Source organism: Endozoicomonas sp. ALB032 (assembly GCF_049310125.1).
GTDB lineage: Bacteria > Pseudomonadota > Gammaproteobacteria > Pseudomonadales > Endozoicomonadaceae > Endozoicomonas_A.
Genome location: NZ_JBLYNW010000001.1, coordinates 5,649,142 through 5,667,584 on the forward strand (window position 1 = coordinate 5,649,142; position 18,443 = coordinate 5,667,584).

Annotated in this window: 15 protein-coding genes; 4 read left to right on the forward strand and 11 right to left on the reverse strand. The window is 49.1% G+C overall.

Annotation, left to right across the window (positions count from 1 at the left end; translation table 11 throughout):
* Window positions 1–41: 41 nt before the first annotated feature.
* Window positions 42–1,430 (reverse strand): siroheme synthase CysG, encoded by a 1,389-nt coding sequence (gene cysG / locus ACO6VG_RS20840; RefSeq protein WP_422475466.1) that lies wholly within the window; start codon window positions 1,428–1,430, stop codon window positions 42–44.
* Window positions 1,431–1,939: 509 nt separating this feature from the next.
* Between cysG and ACO6VG_RS20845 the strand changes: the two genes are divergently transcribed.
* Window positions 1,940–3,331, forward strand: a complete 1,392-nt coding sequence (locus ACO6VG_RS20845) for an MATE family efflux transporter (protein ID WP_422134041.1) — start codon at window positions 1,940–1,942, stop codon at window positions 3,329–3,331.
* 34 nt (window positions 3,332–3,365) lie between these two features.
* On the opposite strand, the gene serS is transcribed toward ACO6VG_RS20845, so the two are convergent.
* The 4 genes from serS to ACO6VG_RS20865 all read right to left on the reverse strand — a co-directional run bounded on the left by serS (window position 3,366) and on the right by ACO6VG_RS20865 (window position 9,222).
* Window positions 3,366–4,649: a serine--tRNA ligase gene (gene serS, locus ACO6VG_RS20850; protein ID WP_422475468.1), complete on the reverse strand. Its 1,284-nt coding sequence runs from the start codon at window positions 4,647–4,649 to the stop codon at window positions 3,366–3,368.
* A gap of 177 nt (window positions 4,650–4,826) precedes the next feature.
* Window positions 4,827–6,335 (reverse strand): hypothetical protein, encoded by a 1,509-nt coding sequence (locus ACO6VG_RS20855; protein WP_422475470.1) that lies wholly within the window; start codon window positions 6,333–6,335, stop codon window positions 4,827–4,829.
* 146 nt (window positions 6,336–6,481) lie between these two features.
* A complete protein-coding gene (locus ACO6VG_RS20860) occupies window positions 6,482–8,029 on the reverse strand; it encodes a hypothetical protein (protein WP_422134044.1) in 1,548 nt (515 codons plus the stop codon).
* Window positions 8,030–8,172: 143 nt separating this feature from the next.
* On the reverse strand, window positions 8,173–9,222 hold the full coding sequence (locus ACO6VG_RS20865; protein WP_422475472.1) for a hypothetical protein: 1,050 nt from the start codon (window positions 9,220–9,222) through the stop codon (window positions 8,173–8,175).
* A 113-nt stretch (window positions 9,223–9,335) separates the two neighbouring features.
* Here ACO6VG_RS20865 and ACO6VG_RS20870 point away from each other — a divergent pair, with 113 nt between their 5' ends.
* The gene (locus ACO6VG_RS20870; RefSeq protein WP_422132798.1) at window positions 9,336–10,853 is read left to right on the forward strand and encodes an IS1182 family transposase; all 1,518 of its coding nucleotides are present in this window, start codon (window positions 9,336–9,338) and stop codon (window positions 10,851–10,853) included.
* 275 nt (window positions 10,854–11,128) lie between these two features.
* On the opposite strand, the gene ACO6VG_RS20875 is transcribed toward ACO6VG_RS20870, so the two are convergent.
* The 5 genes from ACO6VG_RS20875 to crcB all read right to left on the reverse strand — a co-directional run bounded on the left by ACO6VG_RS20875 (window position 11,129) and on the right by crcB (window position 17,323).
* A complete protein-coding gene (locus ACO6VG_RS20875; RefSeq protein ID WP_422475474.1) occupies window positions 11,129–12,292 on the reverse strand; it encodes a hypothetical protein in 1,164 nt (387 codons plus the stop codon).
* A 68-nt stretch (window positions 12,293–12,360) separates the two neighbouring features.
* Window positions 12,361–13,431 (reverse strand): hypothetical protein, encoded by a 1,071-nt coding sequence (locus ACO6VG_RS20880; RefSeq protein ID WP_422412841.1) that lies wholly within the window; start codon window positions 13,429–13,431, stop codon window positions 12,361–12,363.
* 154 nt (window positions 13,432–13,585) lie between these two features.
* The gene (locus tag ACO6VG_RS20885; protein WP_422475476.1) at window positions 13,586–15,184 is read right to left on the reverse strand and encodes a hypothetical protein; all 1,599 of its coding nucleotides are present in this window, start codon (window positions 15,182–15,184) and stop codon (window positions 13,586–13,588) included.
* Window positions 15,185–15,375: 191 nt separating this feature from the next.
* Entirely contained in the window at window positions 15,376–16,821 is a 1,446-nt protein-coding gene (locus ACO6VG_RS20890) for a hypothetical protein (protein ID WP_422134049.1), read from the reverse strand.
* Between the two features lie 112 nt (window positions 16,822–16,933).
* Window positions 16,934–17,323, reverse strand: coding sequence for a fluoride efflux transporter CrcB (crcB, locus tag ACO6VG_RS20895; protein WP_422134050.1), 390 nt, complete (start codon window positions 17,321–17,323; stop codon window positions 16,934–16,936).
* Between the two features lie 250 nt (window positions 17,324–17,573).
* Between crcB and ACO6VG_RS20900 the strand changes: the two genes are divergently transcribed.
* Complete coding sequence (locus ACO6VG_RS20900; RefSeq protein ID WP_422134051.1) at window positions 17,574–17,921, forward strand: type II toxin-antitoxin system RelE/ParE family toxin; 348 nt, start codon at window positions 17,574–17,576, stop codon at window positions 17,919–17,921.
* Entirely contained in the window at window positions 17,905–18,186 is a 282-nt protein-coding gene (locus ACO6VG_RS20905) for an addiction module antidote protein (protein WP_317146204.1), read from the forward strand. The genes ACO6VG_RS20900 and ACO6VG_RS20905 overlap by 17 nt, the downstream gene beginning before the upstream one ends.
* 39 nt (window positions 18,187–18,225) lie before the next feature.
* On the opposite strand, the gene ACO6VG_RS20910 is transcribed toward ACO6VG_RS20905, so the two are convergent.
* Window positions 18,226–18,417, reverse strand: coding sequence for a hypothetical protein (locus tag ACO6VG_RS20910; RefSeq protein WP_422134052.1), 192 nt, complete (start codon window positions 18,415–18,417; stop codon window positions 18,226–18,228).
* Between the last annotated feature and the right edge of the window lie 26 nt (window positions 18,418–18,443).

Sequence of the window (18,443 nt, forward strand, 5' to 3'; positions counted from 1 at the left end):
AAAGGGCGGGAATGCAGTGGGTGGGGGATGTATTGTTTGAACTAAGAAGTTTGAGGATTAAACCACTTAAGCTTGTCGTGGAGCTGCACCACATCGCCAACAATTATCAGAGTGGGTGCCTTTACAGCATTCCCTTCAACAATACTGCAGATCGTCTCCAGAGTTCCGGTGAATACCCTTTGTTTCTGGGTGGTTCCTTTCTCAATCAAAGCAATGGGTGTGTCTGAACTGCGCCCGTGTTTGTGTAACTCTTCACAGATTCGTGGCAGCCCCATCAGACCCATGTAGAAAACCAGAGTCTGGGAAGTGTCAACCATTTCTTGCCAGTTCAGGTTATAGCTGTCGTCTTTAAGATGACCGGTTACAAACCTTACAGACTGAGCATGATCTCTGTGCGTCAGGGGAATGCCCGCATAACTGGCACAGCCGGATGCCGCCGTAACACCCGGCACCACCTGAAAAGGAATATTCTCTTCAGCCAGAGAGTCAATCTCTTCACCTCCCCGACCAAAAATAAATGGATCTCCTCCTTTTAGACGCAACACCCGCTTACCTTCTTTTGCCAGATCCACCAGTAGCTGATTAATTTCTTCCTGGGGGCGGGTGTGTCGATCGCGCTTCTTGCCTACGTAAATGTAATCCGCATCCCGACGACAGAGTGACAATACCTGTTCTGAAACCAGTCGGTCATGCAACACGACATCAGCCTGCTGCATCAACCTCAGCGCTTTGAATGTCAGCAGGTCCGGGTCGCCTGGCCCACCACCCACCAGATAGACTTCCCCGGTCGTTACCGGTTCGGAGCTGGCCAGCTCTTCTGCCATTAAACGTTGGGCTGCTTCAACATCACCGGAAATGGCTTTTTCCGCAGCGCTCCCGGTTAACACGCGCTCCCAGAAATATCTGCGATCATTAATATGGCTGAATTTCCGGGACACTTCTGCACGAAACTGCCCCGCCATTTCGGCCAGACGGCCATAGCCCGCCGGCAAGATGGATTCCAATCGCTGTCGCAGCATTCGCGCTAAAACAGGTGCTTTTCCTCCCGTTGAGAAAGCCACCATAACCGGTGAGCGATCCACAATAGAAGGCATTACGGCATTACCGGATTGAGCGTCATCGACGACATTGACAAACAAATTTTGCAGCTTTGCCTGCCGGGCCACTTCCGAGTTCACTTCAGGATCATCGGTTGCTGCAATCACGAGACAAACGCCTTTCAAGTCAGAAAGCTCAAAGGCTTTCTGCCGGAACTGATGATCTCCGGCATTGATCAATGTCATCAGGTCCGGGTGAATTTCGGGCGCTACCAGCTGAATCATCGCACCCGCATCAGACAGTAATCTGGCTTTGCGCAAGGCAATGTCCCCCCCCCCAACGAGAAGACAGGGACGATCACGAACTTCGAGGAATAATGGCAAATAATCCACTCGGACGACTCTCTTTCAGTTATCATTATTGTATCCGGGAAACGGTTTTTTCAGCGGCTTAACCTGATACTGAACCTGTTCCTCTCATTGTCCGGCATTATACCAGTGAATGCTTATCCTTTAATAAGAATAAATTTGATCCTTATACCCTCTTTTAAAGCCTTAAAATCCAATGCCTGGTTGTCTCACTTCAGAGTTCGGTATTTCCCAGCAGATGAGCGATACTTTAGTTCATATAATCTACGCCGAATAATTCAAGACTGAATCTAGAACAGTCTAAGTACTCAGCCATACGGAATCGAATATTTCTGGCTTATTGGGCAGGTGCTCTGCAAGGCGCAACGACGGGAACATAGCAAGCTATGTGACCAGAGTTGCAACGCATCACGACTGCATGGATGCAGGAGCTAGAGCAACGCAGGAGCAGTTGCCGCGAGTGCCTGAGCAATAAGTCAGAAAATATGATTTCGTAGGGTTGAGTACTTAATACCCTTTTTATCAGGAACTGCATGAATACATCCGCTTCACTAAGTTTTAGTGCGGACAGGGAGTTTTTTCATAAACTCTGGCGCCTCGCCCTGCCTGTTTCCCTGCAATCCATGATGTTTTCCCTGCTCGGACTCATCGATATTCTGATGGTCGGTCAGCTGGGTGAGACAGCCGTTGCTGCGGTGGGCCTGGGAAACCGAATCTTTTTCTTTAACCTGATTCTGACTGCCTCTCTGGGTAGCGGTATGAGTATTCTGGCCTCACAGTTTATCGGCTCGGGCGATCCTGCGGGCTTGCGAAGAACGCTGGTGCAATCGCTGCTGACCTCAGTACTCATCACGGTACCTATCGTGGCCTTTTACATGCTGCTGCCTGATGTCGTGATCGGGCTTTCAACCCGCGACCCTGAGCTAACCCGACTGGCTATTGAATACCTCCTGATTACCGCCCCTTCGATTATCTGTGCGGCAATTGTCGTACCTTTGGAAGCCGCGATGAGAGCATCTGGCGATGCCAGAACACCCACCCTCATTGGCTTTTATGCCATTCTGGTGAATGTATTCCTGAATTACGTGCTGATTTTTGGGCACTTTGGATTCCCGGAACTGGGCGTTGCCGGATCGGCCTGGGGAACAACCCTGTCCAGACTCTTCCAGACAGTCCTTCTGCTCTGGTACATCAAACAATTCAGAAGCTACCTGATTCCCGAAAAACAGGATTTAGAGTTGGGCCTGAAAACGAAAGAGCTGATTCGCTATTTCAAAGTCAGTGTTCCCATCGTGCTCCAGGACGGTTCCTGGGCTTTTGGTCTGATTATATACAGCGTCATCTATGCCGGTATTGGTGTCAATGAGCTTGCAGTCATGTCAGCGATCTCCTCTATCGAGGCCATCCTGATTTCACTGTTTCTCGGATTCGGTGTGGGCGGCTCTATTATTCTGGGTCAGGAACTGGGAGCCTGCCGTTTTGAGAGAGCCTGGCGACAGGGTTGGATGATGCTGATCATGTCACCCTTTATTGCGCTATTTATTGGTACTCTGCTGATCGTTTTCCGGACGGATGTAGTCACCCTGTTCGGAAACTTTGAAGGCCCTACCATGACTATGGCCGAGGAGGCAATGATCGTAGCCAGTGTGGGCTTATGTATCCGGGTTATCAACCTGATGGGAATTCTTGGTCTGCTGAGAAGTGGCGGCGATGTCAAAGCCACCGCTATCATCAGCACCTTTGCCATGTGGGGGATTGGCATCCCCATGGCCTGGCTCGCAGCGCACTGGGGACTGCCGCTGTACCTGGTGTTTATTTTCAGCCTGTTTGAAGAGCTGTTTAAGGCTATGATGGTGTTGTTCAGAGTATTCTCACGACGGTGGTTGAAGAACCTGGTCTCGGAGCCTGTGACCCAGAGCACCTGAAGGTGCTCTGGTTTCAGAACTATCTGTTTCAGAACTATCTGCCCAGGACAGTGACGCCACCCATGTAAGGCTGAAGCACTTCCGGGATAGTAATGGAGCCGTCTTCATTCTGATAATTTTCCAGAACAGCCACCAGCGTTCTGCCCACTGCCAGACCCGAACCATTGAGGGTATGCAGCAGTTCCGGCTTGCCGGTTTCGGGATTACGGAAACGGGCCAGCATGCGGCGAGCCTGGAAATCCAGACAGTTACTGACAGAAGAAATCTCACGGTACTTGCCCTGACCCGGCAGCCAGACTTCCAGATCGTAAGTTTTGGCGGCACCAAAGCCAAGATCACCGCCGCAGAGCGCGACTACGCGATAAGGCAGTCCCAGTTTCTGCAGAATAGCCTCAGCATGACCGGTCATGGCTTCCAGGGCCTCGAACGACTTTTCCGGATGCACTACCTGAACCATTTCCACTTTCTCAAACTGATGCTGGCGGATCAGGCCACGGGTATCACGACCATGGCTGCCTGCTTCGCTGCGAAAACAGCAAGAGTGTGCCGTCAGTTTCAGTGGCAGTTCAGTGGCATCCAGAATGCTTTCGCGCACGACGTTAGTCAGGGTCACTTCGGAGGTTGGAATCAGGTAGAAAGGTTTCTCAGCTTCAGCGCATTCGGTCTTGAACAGATCTTCACTGAACTTTGGCAGCTGTCCAGTCCCCAGCAGAGCGGTATCATGAACCAGAGCCGGTGTATTGACCTCTTCATAACCATGTTCCTGAACCTGAACATCCAGCATAAACTGAGCCAGGGCACGATGCAGTCGGGCAATGCCACCACGCATCAGTGTAAAACGTGCACCAGACAGTTTGGTGCCGGTTTCAAAGTCCAGACCCAGGGGCTCACCCAGATCAACGTGATCCTTAATGTCAAACTGGAAATCAGTCGGGGTCCCCCAGCGACGCACTTCAACATTGTCTTCTTCATCAGCTCCTTCCGGTACTGATTCATGGGGCAGATTGGGAACCCCCAGTAACAAGTCATTCAGTTCTACCTGCAGGGCTGACAGTTCATGCTCGGACTCTTTCACCTCCGCAGAGAGCTGGTCCATACGAGCCTTGAGTTCGGAGATATCACCGCCCCGGGATTTGATCTTGCCGAACTCCTTCGACCCGGATCTACGTTCGCTCTGAAGCTGTTCGGTGCGAATCTGCAGGGACTTGCGACGCTCTTCCAAAGCGTTTAGTCGCTCTACATCCAGCTCGAAATGCTTTTTACGAAGCAAGGCAGCCACTTCATCGAGGTGGCTGCGAACGTATTTGGGATCCAGCATGTGAATTCCGTAACCTTATGTCTTGAACAATTCTGAGGGTCCTGAACCAGGACGAGCGCAGAGATCCTGAGCAGATCTCCGTGAAACATCAATAATAAGGAAAGTCTGTAAATTCACAAGGGGCAGGTTCTTTAATTGCGGAAATTGTTTATTGGGGAGTCTTTTTAATGGTGCCATTCAGCTCCAGGTCGCCTTGCGACACTGAACCTCAGAAGTCCTTGGGGTACGCCAGCTGGAACAGCCACTTGCTTTTTGCTGACTTGAAGAACTACTGGAGGGTGAATGTGTGGTCGCCCTCCCCTGCTGATGGCTAGTTCCGCTGCAGGTGGCTGTTCGGGCCCTTTCATCCGCCTCTTCCTGCATCATCTCCATCTCCATCTCCATCTCCCGGCGTCTTTTCTCTTCTTTTGTCAAGAGATACCTGCGTTCCTTCAAATAGTCGTATAGCTTTATCAGCGATATCTGCATGCTGAGATTAATATCCACGTTACAGGAATAGGGATCCAGAGCCCCGGACCTGATCAGTACTTTCTCCGTAACCCTTCTATCAAAGCCTTCCATAATCTCTCCGATCTTTTTCCTGTCTCTCCTGTCAGGCTCCCGGTCCCTTCCTTCCTGATCTTCCAGCTCGAGTGCCTTGCCTAACTTTCTTTGCAACTCCTCCGCCTGTTCAATCTCCCATGTCCATTGCTCTCTTTGTGATAGCCTCTGGCCATGAGCAATGACTATACCCATCACGCCGGTTAAAAAACCTCCGAGCAAGGCGCCTGAAAGGAACAGTACTTTATAATTGAGACCATCAAGGTTATAACCACTGCGTGGGTGGTAGGTGACCGGCTTTTTACCCTCCAGAACTCTGTGAACCTGCTGGTACCATTCAGTGCCATAACCTTCAAGACCAGCGGCGTCCATAAACAGGGCGGAAAGATCTTCTTGATAATGACGACGTTCACTGTCTGTACGCCAGAGGGTGGAATGGCTGTTAAACAGTTCAGTCAAAGAGGAAACGTAAAGAACAAAGGCTGGGTCTCTGGCAATCTCCGGGTCCTGTTTTTGCTCATCGACCCTGTAGCTGAGATGACGAAGCGCCTTGCCACGGAGAAAAAGCTCCTGCATTTCTACCAGAATAAAACCGAGCTGCCGGGATAACTCTTCCTTGGAAAGCGGGTTGGACGGAAACTCTCTGAAACTGTTCTGCACTGCCTCCTCAATCAGGCTCTCTATTGAGTCCGTTCGGTCTTCAGCCGAGACCCCCTGAAGCAACACAGGTCGCGTTCGATACCAACGGGCAACATCCGGGGATTCTTCCATGCCAGGTGCTTTGTTGAGCAGAAGGTGAAACATAGGGTGGTCCGGATTGTCGCTAGCGGTGACTTTCGAAATAGTATGCCGGACAGCCTGCTGGACGAGTCTGGTCAGAAACTGCTGTCGGTTTTCTGTCTGACTGCCTGGGAAAAAGCGGTCCTGCGCCTCCTGATCCTGCTCATAGACTCGCCGAACCGAAACCATGATGGCTTTTAACAGCTTCTCATTTTCTTCGGCAAACACGTAATCAAAATAGAGACTATTCAGGTTATCCCGAACATTCCTGGCGGCTTTCTGCTCGGGTGACTCAGCACTGCCCCAACAGGAAGCCACCAGCAGCAAGCTGAGAAACACAAACAATAATTCTCGAAGAAAAAACATCTGACCTCCCTGTCAAACGGCAAATTTAGAAAGTATAGGACAAGCAACTGTGGTTGCTGCGGAATAAAAACAATGAATCCATGGCCAGAACCTTTAATGGCGGAAATTGTTTACTGAAATAAATCAGCTGACAAAGCTTTAAATAATCAATCCCAGCTAGCCTCCAGACCCTGAACTGAAAGAGTGGTCGGTGTATCCCAGCTGGAAAAGCCAAAACCACCATCGTTGTCTGAAGAATCCCAACTGAAGCCGGAATTGGATAGGGTATTGCGCTTATTTTGTTGATGGGTTGTTGCAGTGTAGGCGGCTGCTCTGGCTCTTTCAGCCGCTTCTTGCCGCTGCTGTTCATGACGTATTTTATCTTCTCTTGTCAGGATATATTCTTCTTGTCTCAAATGGCTATAAAGATCTGCCAGCGACCACTGCATATAGAGATCATCCAGATCCATGTCACAGAAATGGGGATCCAGAACCCCGGCTCTGATCATGACTTTTTCCCAAATCTTTCGATCAAAGCCTTCGATGATATCTCTTACCTTCTTCCTGTCCCTTCTGTTAGGTGTCCAGTCCCTTCCTTTCGGATCCTTCCGCCAGGGCTTGTTGAGTGCTCTGCCCAGCTTCTTTCGCAGCTTTTCCTCTTGCCGCCACTTGCGTTCCATTTTATATTCATCGACCATCAAAAAGGCCATTATGCTGATCATGCTGATGACCATGCCGCCTGCCGAAGCGATCACCCCAATTTTAAACCAGCGTTCACAGTTATTGTCATCCTGATGGCTTTGCCTGATCGGCTTTTTACTGACCAGCTTTTTACTGACCCGTTTTTCACCATCCAGAATTCTGCGAACCTGCTGATACCACCCAAGACCATAATCCTGACGGTCAGCCGCTTCCATAAACAGGGCAGAGAGGTTTTCCTGATAGTCACGACGTTTGCTGTCTTTATGCCAGAGGGTGGGATGATTATTAAAGTCTTCAGTCAGGATGGTCAGGTAAATGTTAAATGCAGGGTCTCTGGCAATCCGTGGGTTCTGTTTTTGCTTGTCTACCTTAAAGCTAAGCGAACGAAGCGCCTTGCCACGGAGAAAAAGCTCCTGCATTTCCAGCAGAATAAAACCGAGTTGCCGGGCTGACTGCTCCGGGGAAAGCGGGTTGGTGGGAAATTCTCTGAAGCTGTTCTGCACAGCCTCCTCAATCAGACTCTCCATGGAGTCCAGACGATCTTCAGCCATCACCCCCTGAAGCATGACCGGATAGGTTTGAGACCAGTGAACGACATCCTGAGATTCCTTCATGTCGGGAGCATCGCTGAATGCCTGCAGGAGATGAAACATGGGACGGTCCGGGTCACTGTCGTCCAATTTATCGTTAACTTTCGCAATAGTGTGGCGGGCAGCCTGCTGGACGAGTCTGGTAAGAAACTGCTGTCGAGCTTCTTTCTGATTGTCTGGAACCAGTTGGTCTTGCGGCCACTGATTCGGCTTATAAAGGTCATAGATTTGCCGGACAGATACCATCATGGCTTTTAACAGCCCCTCATTTTCTTTGGCAAAGACATAGTCAAAATAGAGATTGTTGAGGTTCTTCCGGGCATTCCTCTCAGCTTTCTGCTCGATTGACTCAACACTGCTCCAGCTGGAAGCCGCCGCTATCATACTGAGAAACAAAAACAGAAAACCACGAAAAACAAGCATCCAACACCCCTGTGTCCTGACAAATTAAGGAAGCATAGAACAAGGTAATGGCAGCTGCAGAGAAAAAACCAATGAATTCAGGGCAGAACGTTTAATTGTGGAAATTGTTTAGCGAAACGGGGGCCCTGGCTGACGTTTGCAGCCTATCCTCTTTTAGCTCTTCTTCGCGGAGGTTCCGGTTCACATATATCTTTCACTATTGATACCACCGTGAAGATGACCACCAAGGAAAACGGAATCATGATCACAGGTTTGATCCAATGTTCCCAATCATTGTCAGCCCCGAAAGGCTCTTCACTGACCGGTTTTTCTTCATCCAGAACCCTGCGAATCTGCTGGTACCACTCAATACCATAATCTTCATGATCAGCAGCTTTCATAAACAGAGCGGAGAGGTCTTCCTGATACTGACGCCATTTGCTCCCCCCGCTCTCTGTATGCCAGAGGGTGTCATGGCTGTTAAACCGTTCAGTCAAAAAGGAAAGAAAAAAAGCAAATGAAGGATCACTGGCAATCTCCGGTATCCGTTTGAAGCGGTTCACCGTGTGGCTAAGAGAACGGAGCGCCTTACCACGGAGAAAAAGCTCCTGCATTTCCACCACTATAAAACCCAGTTGCCGGGCTAACTGTTCCCGGGAAACCGGGTTAGACGGGAATTCTCTGAAACTGTTCTGCACAGCCTCCTGAATCAGGCTCTCCATAGAGTCCATACGATCTTCAGCGACGACCCCCTGAAGCAACACAGGCCGGGTTCGATACCAATGAACGACATCCCCGGATTCCTCCATGGCAGGAGCATTACTGAATGCCTGCAGGAGATGGAACATGGAACAGTCTGGGTGACTGTCAACCACCTTTTCGCTACCAATGACTTTCGAAGTAGTATGCCGGATAGCCTGCTGGATGAGGTTGGTGAGAAGTTGCTGTCGGGCTTCTGTCCGATTCTCTGTTGCAGAGTGACCTTCCGACCAAAGATCCTGATAATAGTAGTCATAGACTTGCCGCACTGAAACCATGATGGCTTCTAACAGCCTTTTATTTTCTTCGGCAAAGACGAAACTAAAATAGAGGCCGTTGACACTGAGCCGGGCATTCCTGTGAGCTTTCTGCTCGGGTGACTCAACACTGCTCCAACAGGAAGCCACCAGCATAAGATTAAAAAACAGAAACCATAAACTACGAAAAAGAAGCATCTGCCCCCCTATTTCCTGAAAAATTTACAAAGCATAGGACAATCAACTAGGAGCCTGACCGAGAATAGGCTTATCTGTTATGATAAGCCTTAAACCAACTCTGATTATGCCAAATGTCACCACCACCAAAGTTTAAGGACAGTCCTGTTGAGTTTGATCAGCATCTGCTGTTCCCAACCAACGTTTTCGATTTGCTTCCCAAAGATCATGATTGTTTTATTTATGAAAGCATTTTTCAGAACATTAATACGTCTGAAGTCGAAAAAAAATATCACCACCTTGGTCAGCACGCATACCCTCCAAAGCTCATTGTCGCTATTCTGATCTACGCATACAGCCATGGTGTTTTCAGTTCCCGTGAGATTGAGCGACGGTGTCGACAAGACTTGGCGTTCATGTATATCTCACAAATGAACTGCCCGAATTTCAGGGTTCTTGGTGACTTTCGTAAGGATAATCTGTCGTTTTTCCATGACTGCTTCAAACAGTCAGTCAAACTGGCCATTGAACTCAAAATGGCATCACTGGGTCATATCAGCCTGGACGGCTCCAAGTTCAAAGCCAACAGCTCAAAACACAAGGCCATGAGCTACGGGAGGCTCAAAGCGAAAGAGGCAGAACTCAGTGCCGAAGTGGATGAGCTGATCAAAAAAGCCAGTCAGTGTGATCAGGAAGAAGATGACGCCTACAAAGCAACCAATGGTTACAGCATTCCTGAAGACCTCCAGTTTAAAGAAGAGCGCCTGAAAAAAATCAAAGAGGCCAAGAAAGCACTTGAAGAACGTGAAAAAGCTTTAAATCCAGACAAACCAATAGACGACAAAAAGCAGATCAGTTTTGCAGATCACGATGCCCGCGTGATGAGCAAGAAGGGGTATTGTGAGTACAGCTACAATGCTCAAATTACAGTTGATTCCGATAACCAGATCATTGTTGGCCAGCATGTCAGCCAACACGCCAACGATGTACAGGAAGTGGAGCCGGCGCTGAGGGCATTATCAGGAGCCACTGATGGCGCGGCTGTAGATAAGTGGAGTATGGATAATGGTTACTTTTCAGGGTCAAACTTACATACAGTCGAGCGACATGAGATTGATGCCTATATCGCAACCGACAAGGCGGAGAAGCCTGCCGCTGACGACCTTGAAAGCTCTGACAGGAAGTTTGTCAAAGCGGATTTTGCGTATGATTCCGAAGCTGATGTATTTATCTGTCCGGCAGGGGAAAAGCTGGTAACGAACCCGGCCAGCAAAAGCAAAAGAAAAAGCTACCGGGCAAACAAGACGGTATGCAGGGAATGCCCTTATCGTCGGAATTGCAGTGATTCAAAGAAAGAGGCTGGCAGGGTTATCCGTACCGATAAGTTTGAAAAAGCACGTCAGGCTATGAATAAGAAAATGGAGACAGCCGGTGCGAAAGCCATATATGAGCGTCGTAAAGTTATTGCGGAGCCACCATTTGGACAGATAAAAGAATCTGGTTTCCGAGGGTTCAGTCTCCGCGGCAAAGAAAAAGTTTCAGCGGAATTTTCACTGGTATGCACTGCGCATAATATCAAAAAATTTGTAAAAGCGGCTTCCACGAGGTCAATCCGTCTTGAAGATTTGAAAGAGGCTAAAAAGGCAGCATAGAGGCTGTGAGAAGGCATAAATATGCAAAAATGAGCAAAATCCCACTAATAATTGGATATTTTTTGCTCATTTTAAGATTTGGGAAAACTTCTGTTGGTCTGGTTGCGCTGTTCTCGGTCAGGCTCCTAGGAGGCTGAAAAAGTCATTAAAATAAACCCCAACAACTCGTTTCCACGCTGGAGCATGGGAACGAGTCAAAAAATCCCAACTGAAGCTGGTAAATTAGGTTGAGCGCTCTGCCTGATGTCCTTTGCAGCCTATCCTCAAACAGCTACTCATACCCTTGGTACAAACATTTCATATACATGTGCAGTTCTCAAAAGATGAGCCACCGCGTTGATCATCAGCATGCTAAAAATAGCAATCAGCTCAAGTCCGATCTTTCGATCCAGTAAATCGCTGATCATGTTCACGTAGTCTTTCCTGACTGGCTCTTTATTGACCGGCTTTTTATTGACCGGCTTATTATTGACCGGCTTATTATTGAATAGCTTTCCACTATCCAGAATTCTGCGAACCAGCTTGTAAAACTCCAAACCATAATTTTCATGATTAGCGGCTTGCGAAAACAGGACGGAGAGGCCTCCCTGAAACTTAAGCCATTTGCTCCCCAGGCTCTCTATATGCCAGAGGGTGTCATTGCTGTTAAACAGCTCAGTCAAAAAGGAAAGATAAAGAGTGAATGCAGGATCATTGGCAATCTCCGGGTTCTGTTTTTGCTGCTCTATCTTGTAGCTGAGAGACCGGAGCGCCCTGCCACGGAGAAAAAGCTCCTGCATTTCCAGCAGAATATAGCCGAGTTGCCAGGCTAACTGTACCCGGGTAAGTGGCTCAAAATAGAATGCCCTCTTCACCACAAATCTTGATAATAACTGTTCCCAGGTAAGTGGGTGAGACGGGAATTCTCTGAAACTGTTCTTTACCGCCTCCTGAATCAGGTTCTCCATGGAGTCCGTACGATCTTCAGCCAGAATCCCCTGAAGCAACACCGGCTGATTTTGATACCAATCAATAACATCCCGGGATTCCTCCAGAGCAGGAATACTATTGAATACCTGCAGAAAATGAAACGAGGGACTGCAAGGGCGACTATCATCCATACCATTGTCACCGGTGACTTTTGCAATAGTATGACGGATGGCCTCCTGAACAAGACTGGTAAGCAGCCGCTGCCGATCTTCTTTCTGACTGTCTGGAGTAAAATGACTTTCCAGCGACTGATACTGCTCATCGCGGTCATAGACTTTCCGTGCGGAAACCATGATGGTTTCTAGCAGCATCTTATTTTCTCCGGCAAAGACGTAACCAAAATAGAGATTGCTTATGTCGTACTGGACATCTATGAGAGCTTTCCGCCCGACTGACTCAACACTACCCCGACAGGAAGCCACCAGCATCAGACTGAAAAGCAGAGACCATAAACCACGAAAAAGAAGCACCCGCCCCCCTATGCCCTGACAAATTCAGAAAGCATAGGACAATCGACTAGTGGGTGCAGACAAAATCATTAGAATTGCCCTTGGTGAAGGCGTATACGGTACGCAAAATCTTCCACAATAACGATCATCAGCCAATCAACCACAAGCCAAAGGGTAAATTTCTCCCTTGGGCCCACTTCAATGCAGTACAGGTAGTATTTGATGTCATTCCAGTACGAGTAGTATTTCCTGGCCGGCTTTTCATGGAGCAGCTTTTCACCATCCAGAATTCTGCGAACCCGCTGGTACCGCTCAATACCATAATTTTCATGATGAGCGGCTTTCATAAACAGGGCGTAGAGGTCTTCCTGATACTGACGCCATTTGCTCCCCAGGCTCTTTCTATGCCAGAGGGCTTCATGGCTGTTAAAAAGTTCAGTCAAAAAGGAAAGATAAAGAATAAATGCAGGATCACCGGCAATCTTCGGGTTCTGTTTTTGCTGCTCTATCTCGTAGCTGAGAGACCGGAGCCCCCTGCCACGGAGAAAAAGCTCCTGCATTTCCAGCAGAATAAAACCGAGTTGCCGGGCTAACTGTTTCCGGGAAAATGGGTTGGACGGAAATTCTCTGAAACTGTTCTGTACCGCCTCCTGAATCAGGCTCTCCATGGAGTCCCTGCGATCTTCAGCCGGCACCCCCTGAAGCAACACCGGCTGGTTTCGATACCAATGAATAACATCCCGGGATTCCTCCATGGCAGGAGAACCACTGAATGCCTGCAGGAGATGAAACATGGAACGGTCCCGGTAACTGTCATCTATATCATCGTTACCAGTGATTTTCGCAATAGTATGGCGGGTAGCCTGCTGGACAAGTCTGGTGAGCAGCTGCCGCCGGTGCTCTGTCTGATTGTCAGGAGCAAAATGACTTTCCGGCCACTGATACAGCTCATAGCGGTCATAAACTTTCCGTACTGAAACCATAATGGCTTCTAACAGCCTGTTATTTTCTTCGGCAAAGACGTGACCAAAATAAAGACCGTTGATGTCGTAATGGACATCTATGAGAGCTGTCCGTTCGAGTGATTCAACACTGCCCCAACAGGTGGCCACCAGCATCAGATTCAAAAACACAGACCATAAACCGCAGAAAATAAACATCCGCCACCCCAATGTCCTGACAAATTCAGGGAGCATAGGACAATCCACTGGCAGGTGCCGAAAAACTAATTAATGGTTCAGATTGAGACGTTCCCGGCAGGCAAATGAGGACACTGCCGGGCCTCCAAACATGGAATCAGGCACATAAATGACCTCAATTCCAGTCCGCATCCCGTCCCTGTACCTCAGTGGCAGTGGCAGTACCAAAGCTGACATAACCACTGTCGTCATCACTGCTTAGAAAATTATAAGTGAAGCTCGATGAAGACTCCGACCCGTTTTGTTGCGAGGTTGTTTCAGCGTATGAGGACGTCCAGGCTCTTTCATTAGCCTGTTCCTGCTCTTTTCTGCGGCGTTCTTTATATTCTTCCTGCTCCCTTTGTCGGCGAATTTCATCTTTTTCTGTCCAGATATAGCGTTCTTTCCTTAAATACCTGTAGAGCTCTGTCAGCGATATCTGCATGTAGATATCAGCTATGTCCATGTTACAGAAAAGGGGATTCAGAACCCCAGCCTGGATCAGTACATTTTTTATGATCTTTTCTTCAAAGCCTTCCGCAGCTTCTTTGACTTCCTTCCTGTCAGTTTCGTTGGGTTTCCAGTCCCTTCCCTGCGGATCTTCCCGCCCGGGTTTGTTGAGTGTTTTGCCCAATTTCCTTTGCAGATTCTCCTCCTGCCGCCGCTCCTGCCTGCCCTGCTCAGCTTCATGTTCAGACATTCCCAGACAGATCATGGTGGTGACAAATGCGCCAAACATAACACTCATCCCAAGCACCACTCTAAAGGGAGTGAGTTCAAACCAGCCTTCCCACTCATCATCATCCCGGTAGTAATGCCTGTGCGGTTTCTGAGCGGGCGTTGGTCGGGTAACAGGCACTGGCTTTTTACCATCGAGAATCCTGCGAATCTGCTGGTACCATTCATTGCCATAACCTTCACGATCAGCGGCTTTCATAAACAGGGCGGAGAGGTCTTCCTGATAATGACGACGTTTGCTGTCGGTATGCCAGAGAGTAGGATGCTTGTTAAAGGCTTCCGTCAGCAGGGACAGGTAAATGGTAAATGCAGGGTCTCTGGCAATCTGCGGGTTCTTTTTTTGCTTGTCTACCTTGTAACTGAGTAAACGAAGCGCCTTGCCCCGAAGAAACAGCTCCTGCATTTCAACCAGGATAAAACCGAGTTGCCGGGCTAACTGTTCCCGGGTAAGCGGGTCAGACGGGAATTCTTTAAAACTGTTCTGCACAGCCTCCTGAATCAGGCTCTCCATGGAGTCCATACGATCTTCAGCCAGAACCCCCTTAAGCATCACCGGCCTGGTCTGGAACCAATGAGCAACATCCAGGGATTCCTGCATGGATGGCGCATTGCTCAGTGCCTGCAGAATATGAAACATGGGAAGATAACTGTCTTCCGTGTCATCGTTACCATTGATTTTCGCAATAGCATGGCGGGTGGCCTGTTGAACCAGCTCGGTGAGTAGCTGCTGTCGGGCTTCTGTCTGATAGCCAGATGCAGTCTGACATTCCAGCCTCTTATCCAACTCATCGCGGTCATAGATTCGCCGCACTGAAACCATGATGGCTTTTAACAGCCTCTCATTTTCTTCTGCAAAGACGTAATCGAAATAGAGTCTGTTAATATTGTCCCGGGCATTCCTGGCAGCTTTCTCTCCGGGTGAATCAACGCTGCCCCAACAGGAAACTACCAGCATCAGACTGAAAAACACGGACCACAAACCGCGAAAAAAAAACATCCGGCACCCCTGCGCCCTGACAAATTCAGAAAGCATAGGACAACCATCTTGCAGGTTCTGAAAAAATTATTGGCTCAGGCTGCGTTCGGTTTAAAGAGCGGCCGGATACCCTGATAACCCAGACTGGCTCCCGGCAGGCAGACAGGAACAATGTCGGGCACACAGACGTAGAATCAAACAGATACATGACTTCATTCCCAGACCGCATCCCGACTCTGAACTTGTTCAGTAGAGGGTGTACCAAAGCTGTCATAACCACCAAAGCTGCCATAACCACCAGAGCTGCCATAACCACTGCCGCCATTACCGCTGCCTGGAGGACTGAAAATGGAGCCAAATGCCTCCCCTGACCCGTCTTGATGATGAGTTGATTGAGTGGCTTGTCTTTTAGCCTCTTCCTCCTGTCTTCTCAGGCGTCTTTCCTCTTCTACTGCCCAGATATCGCCTTCTTCCCACGAATAGATGTATAGCCTTGGCTGTGGAGACTGCATGAAACTGACCTGCTTCCCTTCAGCGCTGTTAGGTCTCAAGTTCCTTCCCTGGGGACCTTTCCGCCCGGGTTTGTCGATGCCCGATTCTGTGTCATATTCGAAGGAGATCGCCATGTAAACCGCAGCGCAGGTCAACACGCCAAGCATAGCCCCCATCCCAAGCGCTGCTTTTAACACAGTGGGTTGATACCAGGCTTCCCCATTACTTTCATGCCGATTGTGATGGCTGCCCGGATTCTGAACGGGCGGCGGTGGTGGTGTAACAGGCACCATCTTTTCAACAGCCAGAATCCTGCGGATCTGCTGGTACCACTCATGACCATAATCTTCACGATCTGTGGCTTTCATAAACAGCGCGGAGAGATTTTCCTGATACTGACGACGTTTGCTGTCTGTATGCCAGAGGGTGGGATGACTGTTAAAGGTTTTAGTCAGCAGGGACAGGTAAATGCTAAATGCCGGGTCTCTGGCAATCTTCGGGTTCTGCTTTTGCCGATCTACCTTGTGGCTTAGAGAACGAAGCACCTTGCCACGCAGAAAACGCTCCTGCATTTCCAGGAGAATAAAACCGATTTGCTGAGCTAATTGCTCCCGGGAAAGCTGGTTGGACGGGAATTCTCTGAAACTGTTTTGCACAGCCTCCTGAATCAGGCTTTCCATGGAATCCATGCGATCTTCAGCCAGAACCCCCTGAAGCAGTAAGGGCCGGGTGTGGAACCAGTGAGCAACATCCTGGGATTCCCGCATGGATGGCGCATTGCTGACTGCCTCCAGGAGATGAAACATGGAACGATCACTGCCATCCAGCTCCTCGTCACCATTGATTTTTGCGATAGTATGCCGGGTTGCCTGCTGGACCAGCCCGGTGAGAAGCTGCTGTCGGGCTTCGGTCTGATTGCCTGTTGCAGAGTGGCCTTCCAGCCAATGATCCAGCTCATAGTGGTCATAAAGTCGCCTTACAGAAACCATGATGGCTTTTAACAGCTTCTCGTTTTCTTCTGCAAAGACGTAGTCAAAATAGAGTCTGTTGAGATTTTCCCGGGCGTACCTGAGCGCTTTCTGCTCAGGTGAATCAACACTGCCCCAACAGGAAGCAACCAACACAAGACTGACAAAAACGGAACTAATTATTCGAAAAAGATACATCCTATACCTCCTTTTCTTTAAAGAATATTTTCCTTAACAAACCCCGGAAGCATAGGACAATCTACTGGCAGGTGCAGAAATAGCGATAAACGGTTGAGCCTGTATCCAGGTTCTAAAGCGCCCAGCGGACCCCCTGATAACCCAGCCAGGTTCCCAGCAGGCAAACAAGAACACTGCCAAGCCCATAGGCCAGGGCAGTCAGAAGCTGATCGGATTGAAGCAATCTCATCAGATCCAGAGAGAAGGTTGAGAAAGTGGTCAGTGCGCCCAGAAAACCGGTCATCACAAAGACCTTCCAGGTGGGTGATAACATGGCTTTTTCTGTCAGCAGGTACCAGCAAACTCCCATGATAACTGATCCCACCAGGTTAACCGTCAGCGTCGGAAAATGATGCAGATGAGGATTACGGGTCAGCACAAACAGCTCATAGACAAATGCTCTGAGAAGGGCTCCCAGTGCACCACCCGCAGCGACGGCTATCCAGTGTGTAGCTTGCATCATAATTCCTGTTTGTTTTCTGGTCACAGTTCTGCCCGTAGCCCCTTTTGCTACGTCCGGCGTGACCAGACTAATAGTGTTTGATCTGTGCCAAGATAACACGGGCTCCCTGGCATTGGCAGTGGGACAAACAAGTCAGCCGACTGGACAGATATCTCTGACCTGCTTCAATTGAACTGCCAGAACGGTTCGCCAAAAATCACGCCAAAGGTTCCAAAAAATCAGACACTTCAGGGCGGAGCAATTTGCAAAAATGTATCCTATAGGTTACAGTCTAAAAATTATGAAATACGATTTAGTGGCCACAGAGGTATTCCAGAAGTGGCGCAAAGGCCTTAAAGACCGCCAAGCGGCGGAGGCTATCGCCATAAGGCTTGAGCGGGTCAGGGTCGGCCATCTCGGAGATGTCCAGTCCGTTGGAAACCAGGTCAGTGAGATGAGAATTTTTGTTGGTAAAGGATACCGCCTCTATTTCACAATCCGGAACCGTCAGCTAATCGTACTCTTATGCGGTGGCGACAAAAGTAGCCAAAAGCGGGATATTCTCAAAGCCCACACATTGATAGAACAAATGAGGGATGACGATGGCACTGAAACTTGAACCTTTTAACCCTGTGGAAATGCTGGAAACCGATGACGAGATTGCACACTTTCTGGCTGAAGCTTATCTGGACGACGACCCAGCTGTTTTCGTGCTGGCTCTGGGTGATGTGGTTAAGAAAAAAGGGGTCGCTCAATTGGCCAGACAAACCGGGCTGAGCCGGGAGAGCCTTTACAAAACCTTCAATGGCAGGGTGCAGCCCCGTTGGGATACGGTTCACCGCCTGCTGAAATCACTGGGTGTTAAGCTCACTGTTGCAGCTTGAATCGCCAACGCGGTTCTTATGTGCTCTATATGATCGATGTCATCGACGACCATGAGCTTCAAGGTTGATCTCGACCAGCGCCTGATGCTCTGATTTGCAGCGGAAGTGCGCCTTATTCCATGTTTTCCAGATTCCGCGAGCTCCCAGGCATTGGCAGTGGGACAAACAGGTCAGCCGACTGGACAGATATCTCTGACCTGCTTCAATAACAGTGGGTCTCCCGTCTTTCATTCCATCATCAGAGTACACCCCGGTAA

Excerpts from the sequence above, each read along its gene's own strand:
- ACO6VG_RS20845 (WP_422134041.1), top strand. The coding sequence starts at position 1,940 with ATGAATACATCCGCTTCACTAAGTTTTAGTGCGGACAGGGAGTTTTTT.
- serS (WP_422475468.1), bottom strand. The coding sequence starts at position 4,649 with ATGCTGGATCCCAAATACGTTCGCAGCCACCTCGATGAAGTGGCTGCC.
- ACO6VG_RS20855 (WP_422475470.1), bottom strand. The coding sequence starts at position 6,335 with ATGTTTTTTCTTCGAGAATTATTGTTTGTGTTTCTCAGCTTGCTGCTG.
- ACO6VG_RS20860 (WP_422134044.1), bottom strand. The coding sequence starts at position 8,029 with ATGCTTGTTTTTCGTGGTTTTCTGTTTTTGTTTCTCAGTATGATAGCG.
- ACO6VG_RS20865 (WP_422475472.1), bottom strand. The coding sequence starts at position 9,222 with ATGCTTCTTTTTCGTAGTTTATGGTTTCTGTTTTTTAATCTTATGCTG.
- ACO6VG_RS20870 (WP_422132798.1), top strand. The coding sequence starts at position 9,336 with ATGTCACCACCACCAAAGTTTAAGGACAGTCCTGTTGAGTTTGATCAG.
- ACO6VG_RS20880 (WP_422412841.1), bottom strand. The coding sequence starts at position 13,431 with ATGTTTATTTTCTGCGGTTTATGGTCTGTGTTTTTGAATCTGATGCTG.
- ACO6VG_RS20885 (WP_422475476.1), bottom strand. The coding sequence starts at position 15,184 with ATGTTTTTTTTTCGCGGTTTGTGGTCCGTGTTTTTCAGTCTGATGCTG.
- ACO6VG_RS20890 (WP_422134049.1), bottom strand. The coding sequence starts at position 16,821 with ATGTATCTTTTTCGAATAATTAGTTCCGTTTTTGTCAGTCTTGTGTTG.
- crcB (WP_422134050.1), bottom strand. The coding sequence starts at position 17,323 with ATGATGCAAGCTACACACTGGATAGCCGTCGCTGCGGGTGGTGCACTG.
- ACO6VG_RS20900 (WP_422134051.1), top strand. The coding sequence starts at position 17,574 with ATGTATCCTATAGGTTACAGTCTAAAAATTATGAAATACGATTTAGTG.
- ACO6VG_RS20905 (WP_317146204.1), top strand. The coding sequence starts at position 17,905 with ATGGCACTGAAACTTGAACCTTTTAACCCTGTGGAAATGCTGGAAACC.
- ACO6VG_RS20910 (WP_422134052.1), bottom strand. The coding sequence starts at position 18,417 with ATGAAAGACGGGAGACCCACTGTTATTGAAGCAGGTCAGAGATATCTG.